This is a genomic window from Paenibacillus sp. WG02, assembly GCF_055396115.1.
The window spans coordinates 1328362-1341411 of sequence record NZ_AP036016.1; the positions used below are offsets into that span (position 1 = coordinate 1328362).

At 45.4% G+C, this 13050-nt stretch carries 7 protein-coding genes and 1 pseudogene; 6 read left to right on the forward strand and 2 right to left on the reverse strand.

Annotated features, from left to right (window positions below):
* The first annotated feature begins 30 nt into the window (after positions 1-30).
* From ACBP55_RS06310 to ACBP55_RS06335, 6 genes and pseudogenes are all read left to right on the forward strand, one after another.
* A complete protein-coding gene (locus tag ACBP55_RS06310) occupies positions 31-1008 on the forward strand; it encodes an ABC transporter permease (protein WP_464650563.1) in 978 nt (325 codons plus the stop codon).
* An 11-nt stretch (positions 1009-1019) separates the two neighbouring features.
* Complete coding sequence (locus ACBP55_RS06315; protein ID WP_029193862.1) at positions 1020-1916, forward strand: carbohydrate ABC transporter permease; 897 nt, start codon at positions 1020-1022, stop codon at positions 1914-1916.
* A 73-nt stretch (positions 1917-1989) separates the two neighbouring features.
* Entirely contained in the window at positions 1990-3288 is a 1299-nt protein-coding gene (gene melA, locus ACBP55_RS06320; RefSeq protein ID WP_464650564.1) for an alpha-galactosidase, read from the forward strand.
* 424 nt (positions 3289-3712) lie between these two features.
* Positions 3713-5869 (forward strand): DUF5018 domain-containing protein, encoded by a 2157-nt coding sequence (locus ACBP55_RS06325; protein ID WP_464650565.1) that lies wholly within the window; start codon positions 3713-3715, stop codon positions 5867-5869.
* 144 nt (positions 5870-6013) lie between these two features.
* Positions 6014-6166 (forward strand): annotated as a pseudogene (locus ACBP55_RS06330) (RNA polymerase factor sigma-54); the annotation flags it as partial.
* Between the two features lie 490 nt (positions 6167-6656).
* On the forward strand, positions 6657-7763 hold the full coding sequence (locus tag ACBP55_RS06335) for a M24 family metallopeptidase (RefSeq protein WP_464650566.1): 1107 nt from the start codon (positions 6657-6659) through the stop codon (positions 7761-7763).
* A 58-nt stretch (positions 7764-7821) separates the two neighbouring features.
* On the opposite strand, the gene ACBP55_RS06340 is transcribed toward ACBP55_RS06335, so the two are convergent.
* Positions 7822-8787, reverse strand: coding sequence for a LacI family DNA-binding transcriptional regulator (locus ACBP55_RS06340; RefSeq protein WP_464650567.1), 966 nt, complete (start codon positions 8785-8787; stop codon positions 7822-7824).
* Positions 8788-8869: 82 nt separating this feature from the next.
* Positions 8870-12214, reverse strand: a complete 3345-nt coding sequence (locus ACBP55_RS06345) for a GH36-type glycosyl hydrolase domain-containing protein (protein ID WP_464650568.1) — start codon at positions 12212-12214, stop codon at positions 8870-8872.
* Positions 12215-13050: the final 836 nt, after the last annotated feature.

Sequence of the window (13050 nt, forward strand, 5' to 3'; positions counted from 1 at the left end):
AAATCAAAACAATCGGATTTGGAGGTACTTATGGAGAGCACTGTGCATGAACTGAATGACTATCGAACAAGTTCTATGGTGAAAAAGAAGACAAAGTTTCAATTGATTAAGAGACGATTTTATAGAGAGCGTCAAATATGGATGCTTTGCATCCCCATCCTCCTCTTTATTGCGATCATGCAGTATTTACCGATGTTAGGCGTGATTACAGCCTTCATGAATTACATTCCCGGAACTTCTGTTTTCAAGAGTGAATGGGTAGGCCTATTGCATTTCAAAACGTTCTTTGCATCGCCGGATTTCCCCATGCTTATGCGGAATACGCTGGCAATTGGCGGGCTGAATATTTTGTTTGGATTCCCGGCGCCGATTATTCTGGCCTTGCTGCTAAATGAAGTTCGCAGTAAGCCTTTTCGTAAATTTATCCAATCCACATCATACTTGCCCTATTTTCTTTCATGGGTAGTCATTGCCAGTATTACTTTTACCCTATTTGGTAATGAAGGGATTTTCAATGAATTTTTGCTGCGTTTCGGATTCAGTGATCAGCCTATAGCCTTCCTGGGTGAAGGCGGGAAATATTACTGGGGGATTATCACGGGACTCGGCGTGTGGAAAAATGTTGGATGGAACTCCATCATTTACTTGTCGGCAATTACAAGTGTTGACCCGGAGCAGTATGATGCAGGAAAAGTGGATGGTCTCGGCAGATTCAAAAGCATGTGGCACATTACACTGCCCGCTATTCGCCCCACGATTGTCGTATTGTGGATTCTGAGCTTGGGCAGTATTTTTACGGCAGGACTGGAAGCCCCTCTCTTGATCGGGAATTCTCAAACCAGAGACTATTCGGAAGTCATAGATACGTATGTGTTCACATATGGACTTCAGCTCGGGAACTATTCTTTTGCAACCGCCATTGAATTAGTCAAATCAATCATTGCGATTAGTTTAGTATTCGGGGCCAATCGCTTTACGAAAAAAGTGATGGATACGTCAATCTACTAGGGGGTGCCTACATGGTCACTACATTCTCGAAACAATCGCTAGGCGGCAAAATATTCGATATCGTAAATCTTATTATTTTATTAATTTTTGGCTTGCTGGTGGTATATCCTTTTTTAAACTTGCTTGCGCTCTCTTTCAATGATGGAACTGATGCATTGAAAGGCGGCATCTATTTGTGGCCACGCAAATTATCGTTCAGCGCATACGAGTTTCTGTTTCAGGACAAGCGACTCATTTCCAGTTTATCGATCTCTATCATGCGGGTAGTTATCGGCACGCTTACCTGTGTGCTTTCGACTGGACTCTTGGCTTATATCGTTACGATTAAACATTTCTCCGGAAGAAAGATGATGAAAGTCATCTTTATTATAACGATCTATTTTAGCGGCGGGTTGATCCCAACTTATCTGGTATTTCTTGGCCTCGGATTGACGGATTCGTTCAATGTGTACTGGATTCCGGCCATGTTTAACGCGACTTGGATGCTGTATATGGCTTCTTATATGGAAAGTATACCTGACTCCTTATTTGAATCAGCTAGAATTGACGGTGCAAGCGAGCTCGGCATATTCGTCCGTATTGCGGTCCCTGTTTCGATTCCTGTATTTGCTTCGATTGCCATTTTCAGTTCGGTAAGTCACTGGAACTATTGGCTGGATACAGTGATCTACAATTCAAGCGGGAACTGGGATACACTGCCTATTTACTTGAAAAGACTGCTGCTTGAAGTGGAAGCGTTCGAAGAGTTACGAAATCCGCTAGCACTTAGCGAAAAAATGAGAGATTTATCGCCAACTACACTGCGTGCTGCATTAACGATGATTGTTACATTACCGATCTTTTTCGTCTATCCGATCATGCAAAAATATTTTGTCGGAGGGCTCACGCTCGGGGCAGTTAAGGGCTAATTGTGTTTGATGAAAAATAAGGAGAGACTTTGAGCAAGCTCAAAGATCCCTATATATTATGGAGGAACCATACATGTCAAAAATTACATTCTTAGGTGCAGGAAGCACCATTTTCGCAAAAAATGTCTTAGGGGATTGTATGCTCACACCAGCGCTTCAAGGATTTGAACTGGCGCTGTTTGATATCGACGCGGAGCGTTTGAAGGATTCCGAAAATATGCTTAATAATCTGAAGCAAACGGTAGGAAGCACTTGTAACATCAAAGCCTATTCCGACCGTAAGGAAGCCTTACGTGGAGCTGCTTATGTAGTCAATGCTATTCAGGTGGGTGGATACGATCCTTGTACCATTACCGATTTTGAAATTCCGAAAAAATACGGTTTACGGCAAACGATCGCGGACACAATCGGTATTGGCGGGATTTTCCGCAATCTGCGTACGATTCCGGTCATGCTTGATTTTGCAAAAGACATACAGGAAGTATGCCCGGATGCCTTGTTTCTGAACTATACGAATCCGATGGCTGTGTTGACCAATGTCATGAACACCTACGGCGGTGTCAAAACGGTCGGCTTATGCCACAGCGTTCAAGTATGTGTGCCTCACATCTTCGAGCATTTGGGCATGGACCACAGCGGCGTGCAGTGGAAAATTGCGGGTATTAATCATATGGCATGGCTGCTTGAAGTGAAGAAGGATGGCGTCGATTTATATCCGGAAATCAAACAACGTGCGCGCGAGAAACAAAAAGAGAAGCATGATGATATGGTTCGTTTTGAAATGATGCTTCGTTTCGGGTATTACATTACGGAGTCATCCGAGCACAATGCGGAATACCATCCGTATTTCATCAAGCGGCAGTATCCGGAACTTGTTGACAGATTTAATATTCCGCTTGACGAATATCCTCGCCGCTGCGTAAACCAAATCGAGCGTTGGAAAACGATGCGGGAAGAGCTTGTCAGCAATAAAAACTTGACACATAATCGGACGCTTGAATATGCGTCGTACATCTTTGAAGCGATGGAAACGAACAATCCGTTTAAAATCGGCGGAAACGTCATGAACACAGGTTTGATTACAAACCTGCCGAAGGAAGCTTGCGTAGAGGTACCGTGCCTTGTTGATTCAAGTGGCGTGAATCCGACCTATGTAGGAGATTTGCCTCCGCAATGCGCTGCGCTGAACAGAACGAATATCAATACGCAATTGCTTACCATTGAGGCTGCTATGACTGGGAAGAAAGAACATATTTACCATGCTGCCTTACTGGATCCGCACACGGCTGCTGAACTGTCTATCGATGATACCGTTGCGCTGTGCGACGAACTCATTGAAGCACACGGAAGTTGGCTTCCCTCGTTCAAGTAAAAAAGGGGGGATTCCCCCTCTTTTTACACGCCAGAATTAATATGTTTTGGGTTATGGAGTAAGCATGTGGGTTAAGAAGTGAGTAAGGCAACTAAAGTTGCTTATTTTCACTTCATAGTCCTGTTCTGCTTGCATAAGCAAGCTTGTCGTGCTTATTGTTGGCTAATACGCCATGAAAGTAACGTTTAATAACTAATAAGCATGTGCTGTGCTCTTAATATGACGAGATGCCACGATATTAGAATGAGTAAGCAAACTGAGCTTGCTTACTCAGTTCTACCTAATCCGCTATCTTAAAGGACCTAGTCGCAGGCTAGGTTTATCTTGTAGATGGTATGGAACGTTATGGATTTAGTTACAAATAAGAGATGTGAGATTTGAAGTAACTCCCGTAGATTTATTTGGTAAGGAGGGGCAAGCAGCCATGAGCAATCCGATTGGACCACTAGCTGAGAATTTGATCCGAAATTCAAATTTTGATGCTGCGAAACTACATTGGCTTTATGATGGTGCGTTTACATACAATTCAGGCGATAATGTTATTGCCTACTTGGATCCGGGGGCGTCTTACTTGTCCCAAAACGTAACGGTGCCTGTCACAGGATATTATAAATTACAGGCTTTATTTAACATGGCCGATGAAACCGGTGCAAAGTTCGGCATCAGGTTCCCTGAGGGCAGTGATATCAAAAACGGCGACGTACCTAAGAGTAGTGTACCTATGACACAGACGATTAATGGCATATTACTGGAAAAAGGTGCTCTTGTTGAAGTGTATTTCACAGGCATTAACGCTAATGACAAATGGGTTGAAATTGACGACTCTTATTTGCTGCGCGACATCTCAAATACGAATCCACTGCCTGAACTTGCCAATATCGTCTCTTTTGCGGTACAGAATCAAGTCGGCGTTTCGAGGGTAGATGGAATAGCTAGGAAAGTTTCGTTTACAATGCCTTTTGGTACGAATGTGAAGGCGATTGCCCCGCAAATTACGGTTTCAGAGGGGGCTTCCGTTACTCCGTCAACAGGAGAGGTGAAAGACTTTACCCATCCGGTTACCTATACGGTCAAAGGGAAGAACGGCACAACGCAGTTGTGGACAGTGGAGTGTTCAGTAGCTGACAAAGAAATCACGATCGATTCCTCCAATGCGAAAATCAAAGATGCTTTCAATTGGGCTAAGCCCAAAGCAAAGTCATATGTAAGAACGGGTAGACAAGGCCTGATTAATAGGGATGAAACCTTTAGAAACTCACCTGAAACCAAGGGTTATATGCCATCCTACTGGGCCGGGTATGCTCACCGATACGCCTTCTATTCCAGGGATATGGCTCATCAGATGGCGGGCGCCCATCTACTAGGACTGGATCGGGAAAATTTCTCCATGTTGAAGGCATTTGCCGGAACTGCGAACGAAACGCATAAATGGTACCCAGCATGGGCGCTCAATTTCGATGGCTCGATTTTCAAATTGGATTATCGCAACGCAAATAGTTTTGTTAGAGAAGTTCCCGCTGTGTTCGAGCTCGTTGAAAAAGCCTACAGCATGTATTTATGGACCGGCGACAAGCACTATTTGACCGATGAGACGCTTTGGACCTACTACGATAAAGCAGTGACGGAATTTATTGCGCTGCATGACGGACAAATAAAGAACGGAGTCGCTGAAGGAACAGGAAAAGGCATTTTCGATGGCACAGCTTCTTATGATGAAAGCAACGGTGAGGCTATTGTAGAATCGGGGGATGGAATCGCATCCCAGTATCAAGCGCTGATGGCTTATGCCTATTTATCCAAAGAAAAAGGCGACATGAAAAAGTACCAGGAGTTTAAAGAAAAGTCGCGAGCGTTAAAAAAATACTTTAACACGGACTGGGGAGTAAAAGGCATTGAGTCCAGTTATGTGCGAGGCTATGAAGCGGGGAGCAAAGCTTACAGTAACTTCGGAAGAGAAGCAAGCTGGTTCATGCCGATGAAGCTAATCACCGAAGCGGGCGATCGGACAGATCAATTCCTTGAGCTGATCGACAACAAGTGTGAAACTCTAGGAACGGCGCCGGTAAATATCGAAGCAATCACGTATTTGCCGGATACCTTTTTCCCTTATGGAAAAAATGAACTCGGTTGGAAGTGGATGAAGTATATCATCGACAGGTTAAACGAACCGCATGAGGTAAGCAGCCAAGGAACGAACGGGGATTATCCGGAAGTCTCTTATACGTTAATCAGCCAAACGGTGGAAGGATTGATGGGAGTGACTCCGAATGCGCCTCAAAACAAGTTGTCTACTATATCCCGTTTACCGCAAGACATTCAGTGGCTGGAACTCAACCATATTTCTTTGGGAGATCATGATGTCTACTTGAGACACGACGGTGCGACAAAGAGTACTTTAAGAAACAATGCCGGTACAAAAGGGGTCGCTTGGGAAGTGCAGTTTGCGGGTTCATACCGTTATATCCAAGTGAATGGGTCGGCCATACCGGCAGAAACCAAAAGCGTGAACGGTGTTACGATTAGCTACGCAGAAGTCAAAGTGCCAATAGGGCATAGTGTAACTGCAGTGCCGTCAAATTAAAAGGGCAGGCACGATCAGAACGATCAAAATGATCAGTAAGCTCGCGGTGAATGTGTTAACGGTTATCTAATTAAGTATAGAAAGCTGCTGATAATTCGTTTATCAGCAGCTTTTTGGTATGCATGAACTGGAAGCGGTGTCGAGGGAAGAAGCCTGCAGGAATGTTTAGCTATTCAGATTGTAAGAGATCCGCATGTTCCAGTGGGAGCTTTGGACGTTGTGATGGATCATTTGCAGGATTTGGGCAAAGGAAAGCGTGAAAAAGTGTCTAAGGAATTAGACATAGAGGGGAATTGAGTGTCTAAAATATTGGAATATGAGACCGTCGATTCATTGTTGATAAAGTTCGGACTCACAAATTTAGATCAAAAAAATCATTCTTGAGATCAATGGTGCGATTCCGACTAGAAATTATCCATTGCCCGCCGAACTGTTGTATTTTGTGCAACAATCCAGCGGTTTCTTTGGTCAAATTGGCTTTTTGTTGTACAGCGTACAACAATTTGGTGGGAATCGCTCAGAAATAGGCGTTTTAAGCTCGAATTGTTGTACGAAATACAACAATAGCAGGCTACTCCGGCGTAAGGAAGGTATATTGTTGCACAAAATACAACAATAACGGATGTCATGTTCATGGGATTCCTTTCTTTTCGGTTTAGTGCGATTCCTTCCTACACGTTTCTAGCAAAAATCGCGCCAATCTGATCAGACAAAGGTAAAGCTGGAAATATTGGCACGTAATTTGCTAATCTAAAGAAGACTGATACGAAAACGGGAGGGTATATGTATGAGTTCCATTTATGAATTGAGATTGCACAAACTGCGTGATTACTTGGAGAAAAAGCAAATTGATATCGCCTTGATTACGAATCCAACGAATATTTATTTCTTTACCGGGTTCCATTCGAATCCGCATGAGCGATTCATGGCGCTTATCGTCGACATTGGCAACGCCTGTGAAAGCATGATTGTTCCCGGCTTGGACTTGGAAGCTGCGCAGCAGCATTCATTTGTTCGCGATTTGATCCCCTGTTCGGATAGTGAGAATCCTTACGCTCTGTTGAAAGACAAAGTGGGTAGAACTCGCATCGGCACGTTGGGATTGGAAAAAAAGGCGATCAGCCTTTACAGGGTAGAGCAGCTGCAGGCGTTGTTTCCCGATTTGCATTGTGAGGATATCGAACCATTTATTATACAAGAACGGCTGGTTAAGTCCGAAGAAGATCTTGTCAGCATCCGCCGGGCGGTTGATATTGCCGAGAAAGTGCTTGAAAGTACCGTGCAAAAAGTTAGAGTCGGCATGATGGAACAAGAACTTGCGGCTGAATTGGAATATAAGATGAGGATGTTCGGAGGCGATAAGCCGTCATTCGAATCGATCATTTTGACCGGAAAAAGGTCATCCTTGCCTCACGGCAAACCAGGAGCTTATTCGATCCAGGAGAATGATTTTTTGCTCTTCGATTTTGGTGTTTATGCGGGCGGATTTTGCTCAGATATTACCCGAACGTTTTTAGTTGGGGAAGGAACCAAAGAGCAGGAAACGATTTATGAAACGGTGTTAACCGCGAATCTCGCAGCCATTCAGGCGGTCAAAGTGGGCACGCCATACGGAGTCATCGATCAAACGGGGAGAGGTGTCATAGCAGCAAAGGGATATGGCGCTTATTTTAATAATCGGATCGGTCACGGCTTAGGTCTGGATGTGCATGAAGATCCTTCAATTAACGGTGAAAACGAGATGCTCATTGAGCCGGGACATGTATTCACGATTGAACCAGGCATATACTTGCCGTCGCTTGGCGGCGTTCGAATCGAGGACGATGTGTACGTGCAGCCAAACGGTCAGGTCGAAGTGTTGACACACTATCCAAAGCAATTGCGCAGATTGTAAAATCGCAAAAAGAGGTTGTCCCAGAAGTCATTGAATGACTAAGGGATAACCTCTTTTCTCATACCGCATGTACAGATTCGCCTTTGACTAGAGTCACATAGATGCGTTCGTGATCGACCTCTTCATCCGCAATCAGTTTTAATAGCTGTTCGGAGGCCAATGATCCCCATTTTCGCTTCGAGTAATCAATCGTCGCAAGACGGGGCTCCGTATACTGTGTCAACTCAATATTATCGAAACCGATAATATGAATGTGCGTGCCTATCCTATACTCGGATTCCTTGACGGCATTGTATAAGCCGATCGCCATCTCATCGTTTAAACAGAAGACAGCGACAGGTTCCGAATATTCCCGAATGATTCGCTCGGCGGCTTCTTCGCCGGCTGACTTGTTAAAGTCGCCTTGAATCTGCGTATAAGCAAGCGGCTGATGACGCTCCACGACCTGACGGACTGCTTGAAGGCGCTGCATCGAGTCAAACGAGGCTTCAGGCCCCGTTATGACATAGATCTTACGATGCCCTTTTTCAATTAGATACTCCATAGCTAACGCGGCCCCCGCTTTATTATCGAGCAGTACTTGATTCACATTCGAATGGTTCAGCTCACGGTCGAGCACAACCAACTTATGTCCAAGCTCCGCATATTGAAGCAGCTCATCGCTGGAGAAAGAAGAGTCGAGCACAATGGCGCCGTCAATATTCCGTTCTGGCAGCAGACGGTGGGATTGCGCGCCGCTGCATACGATTAAGTCATAACCCTTTTTATTCAGCACTTCTTTGATCCCCTGCAGCAGTTCCCCATAGAAGGCTCCGTTAAAATCCGTAAGAAATGCCCCGATAATCTTAGTTTCCCGCTTCTTCAGTGATCTGGCCGCCGCATTAGGCATGTAATTTAATTCCTTGGCCATGGCCAATATGCGGCTGCTCGTTTCCTTCGTCACTTTGGGGTTCCCGTTTAACGCATAGGATACCGTGGAGATCGAGACCCCCGCTTTTTTAGCGATATCTTTAATACTAACCAAAATAACTCGCCCCTAACGATCCTTGCATCATTTCCCTTTACTATACCAATTTATCGGTGCCGCCGAAAGATCACTGGTTCCATTAGATGTAAATCGCAATAACATTATCTTCGCCGTTTAATAAAATCTCCAATTGCTCGCGCCGCACTCTTGTTCCGCCATGGCGATAACGGTTTGGCACGACTTCGGTCTCTACTGCTTGGCCATTAATCTCGATACGGCATTCCAATGACCCGCTGATATGATATTCGAATCTTACGGCGCGGTTATTCCAGGCAAATTCGAAATGAAGCCCATCCATTTCATGCGGAAGCACGGGATCAATGATCAGATCTCCTCCGTCTTGGCGAATGCCGAGACAGTTGGAGATGAGCTGGTTCATGTAGATTCCTGGTCCGCTGGAGTAGATTCTCCAGCCGCCTTTGACTGGAACTGTTCCTTCGAACAGCTCTTGGAATCGTTCCCCAGCATCATAACGAGTATTAAATTTCCCGTCTGAACTGCTGAAGTAGGCATTGCTTTGGCGCAATTCAGCGTTCGGCACCACTTCCCGTAAGCCGATCGGATTAATCATAGCAAGACCCTGCCAAGCCTCGTCCACCTTGCCGAGCTTCGCCATCGCCTCCACGAAGCGGATATGAGCGTGCACATACTGCAGCCCGATTTCACGGCCAAAGTTCGCCGCTTGCTCCGCGCGTTTGAAGTGCGTGCTTACGCCGCCGGCATATCGTGCCGGGCGGTTCATCAAGCGGACGCCATCAGGACAGTATAGCTCCTGCTTGATAATCCGGTAATGCGATTCAGCCTGCTCTTCAGTCAGCAGCTCGGCGATCATGCTGCGCGTCATCGGCAGCAGGCGATATTGAATGCCCGTCTTCGTATCGGTCGGGTGAAGCATAAGCTCCGCTTCCCCAGGTTTCTCCATATAGACGAAGCCGGGAATGACATCCTTTTGCAGCATATATCGATGGAAGTCGGCTTGAATGCCAGCTGCCAGCGTATGCAGTTCCACTGACAGCTCTTGGTGTTCATCCGTTAAAGCAGCGGATAATTGATTCAGCACTTGATAGGTCAAGGCGACCGTCCAGCTACTGATCATATATTGCTTGAGCTGCGCATTGGCTGGCTGGAGCGTATCGTCCCAGTCCCCATCGCCATAAGCGGACAAATGAGTATCGTGAAGAAAATGATTCTTCATGTACGTCAATTGCTTCTGCACATGCTCAAGCAGGGTTGGGCATTCTTCGGTGAACTCGAAGCCTTCCCGCTCCGTATAAGGAATTCGATCCTGAAGAATGCTGAAATCGTGCGTAGCCGAGATATAATCGGCGATGACCTTAAGCGGCCATACAATGATGTCGCCATGGCTTTCTTCTTGTTGGATGCGGTAATATTGATCGAACATAAACCATTGCGGCCAGTTTCCGTCATCCTCATACTGATGGGCATATACGGTTTTTATAATTTCGCGCACTTGATCGTATTTCTGCGTTGCCATGAAGTATTCCGTAGGCCCTTGGCATACGTCTCGCGTGCCCCAAGCCGCTCCGCCGTATTGCTCCAGCCCGTGCGGCACGGAATAATGGACCAGCATATTATGGGTGTACCACCAGGCAAGAGCATTAACCTTATTTAGCGATTCCGTTGCTTCACCTTTGTGTGATAATTGGAAGCCATTCATTACTTTCCTAAAATACTCGCGGTATCGCTCTATTTCTACAGCCGTATTCGGCCTCTCGAACGGCAGTTCTCCGCCGTGAATAAGTCCTTGAACCGTCAAGCTCCATTCCGAGCTAGCACTTAATTCAAGCACAACGAGCGAAGAGGATCCCGAATCAGCATGATCGGCAAGGGCTTTTTCGTCGGTCACGGTCACATCCGCTCCCGTAAGCTTCATACGGTAACACAAGTCTGGAAGGGTTCCAGCGTTATCTGAACCTTCGCACGAACGGAACACCAGAACATCGCCTTCACGTTCCATGAGGAAAGGCACTCCGTATTCATTGTTATTCATGGAGACTTGATTCGTAATCAGATAGCGGTAGGTCTTTCCGCTTATGGATTGTACGGTCAGATGAACCTCCGGCGTGTCCACTGCAGTGAGGTTCGTGACGACAATCGTGTCTTCAGCCGTTTTATAGGTCCAACGTACATAGTTAAAGCCAATCTCGTACATCGATGGCATCGTGAGCATCCGGAATTCGCCGTGCATCTCAACAAAAATCCTTTGACCTGACGTCTTCAGCACATTCAGCGCATTGCGGGCATTGGTCAGCATCTTGTTGGAGGACGTGTTTCCCACCACGAGCTGCGAGTTAAATATGCCGTACATATAAGATGTGGTAGTAAGCACTTGTTCGTTCATGCGAGCGTTATCCCCCGTCATGAGGATATGTCCATGCGGACGCTCCACGAGCAGCTCTTTCTCCTTTAATACCACATGCTCGTGCCCCTCTGTGAAGAAAGACAGCAGAACCCCGTTATCCCACTCCTCTTGATGACGGCTAGGAAAGTCGCGTTCGATCTCCTCCATTGTCATAGATTCAACCTGTAGAGGATCGCCGATTCTAGGCTGCAGGATAACCAAGTCCAGATATTCATCCCACTTTGTATCCAGTGTCTCCGCATAGGTCCATGCTTCCTGCACTTCATCCTCGTAGGCCAAGCTTACAACTGCATCCGGATGGTGAGGTTTGAACAGACCGTAAAAAACAAATCGCGCCATTCCATCGACTGTCACACGCTCCGATTGCAAAGCTGTATAAGCAAATTCATATTGATAGATCTCGCTAGCCAGTTTGGCTTTAGTCAACGCCTCAGGCTTGTTCGTTGCCTTATAGGATAAACCGAAGAATTGGAACCCGTCCGTTGCGTATTCCGCTGCATTGGTTATAGAGCCCTGCTGCAAGTACGGGAATTGTCCCTGCTGCGGCATATTTTGACGAGAACAGACGGCCCAGCCTTTGACAGGGTCATGAAAGACGGAATGATCCATATATTGAGACAGGTAGGCTTCATTTGATCGGACAGCACCTTGATCCGCAATCCCCACATCTTGCCCGTAGACAACATCGATGTCCGCTCCATGACCATGGACCCGTACGTCCCAGAACCAGATTAATTGAGGAGTGAGAGTAAATATGACTTCATATTCGAGTTCTTCTATATGACCCTTCCAAGAGATCTGGCTGTCAGTGCGACTGATTCGACTTGCAGAACGGATGCCAAGCAGCGGTACAAAGGATATCGATGATTCCCGGTGGATACGCAAATAAATATTGTTCATTGAACCGTCAATAGGGTTAGTTATCAGCTGATTGATCATCGTCTGATTGTAGGTAATCTTCCTAATATCCCCGCTGTTCATAAAAGTGAACGCCAACGCTCCATTTCGGATGCTGAAGTCTGTATCATTAGGTCTTGTCATGTCCTTCACTCTCTTTCTTATTCAAACTATGTAGGTTGAAAATTGTAAATCGAAACGTTTCTATTGATATTAAATCATTATAAATAGCATTAGTTTTGGAGTCAACAAACAAATAAATAACGATGAAATTAAATTTTATAACCACTTTCGTTCACAAATATGCATTTTTTATCGCGTTTTTATCGAATTTACACTTTGAATCGAAACGTTTCTATTGGATTGAAAGTGTGACTAAAAAAAGCCTGAGCCCGTGGTTGAACGGTTACCCGAAAGAATCACGTAATGTTCCATTCCGGCCGCCTTGCCTGAAAATAGTTATTTTCGTTTAAAAGATGGACACTTTGAAAAAAGTGATCTCTCTCGGGCTTTTTACGTTAACAATCAATGAATAAGAGAGGTTGAGGATTATGTGTGAAAGAGTTGGAATAGGGGGGAGTAAGGTTTGAATGAGTGATGAGTGATGAGTGTGAATGAGTGAATGAATGAATGTGTAAATGAATGAATCCATATTTCTCGGTCGGATGATGTTGCAGAAAGTGCAACAATTCTGCCTTAGATCCCACCTCTATCCCTTCGATGTTGCATAATGTACAACAATTTAGCCCGATACAGGCCATTTCGCGACAAATGGGCTCGGATTGTTGTACAAACTACAACTTTTACTCGCAAAGTAGCCTTTAGGCATGTGAATTGTTGTAGAAACTACAACATTGGCAATCACAATAGCCCATCGAAGTTGCTGAACCGACAATAAAATCGAATTAAGAGTTATGCCTACCAGTTTTGAAGCGGCACCAATAGACAGTTTTTTTAACCAGCCAAGTTAACTGTGGTTA

Coding starts and splice junctions, on each gene's coding strand:
- ACBP55_RS06310 (WP_464650563.1), top strand. CDS start 31: ATGGAGAGCACTGTGCATGAACTGAATGACTATCGAACAAGTTCTATG.
- ACBP55_RS06315 (WP_029193862.1), top strand. CDS start 1,020: ATGGTCACTACATTCTCGAAACAATCGCTAGGCGGCAAAATATTCGAT.
- melA (WP_464650564.1), top strand. CDS start 1,990: ATGTCAAAAATTACATTCTTAGGTGCAGGAAGCACCATTTTCGCAAAA.
- ACBP55_RS06325 (WP_464650565.1), top strand. CDS start 3,713: ATGAGCAATCCGATTGGACCACTAGCTGAGAATTTGATCCGAAATTCA.
- ACBP55_RS06335 (WP_464650566.1), top strand. CDS start 6,657: ATGAGTTCCATTTATGAATTGAGATTGCACAAACTGCGTGATTACTTG.
- ACBP55_RS06345 (WP_464650568.1), bottom strand. CDS start 12,214: ATGACAAGACCTAATGATACAGACTTCAGCATCCGAAATGGAGCGTTG.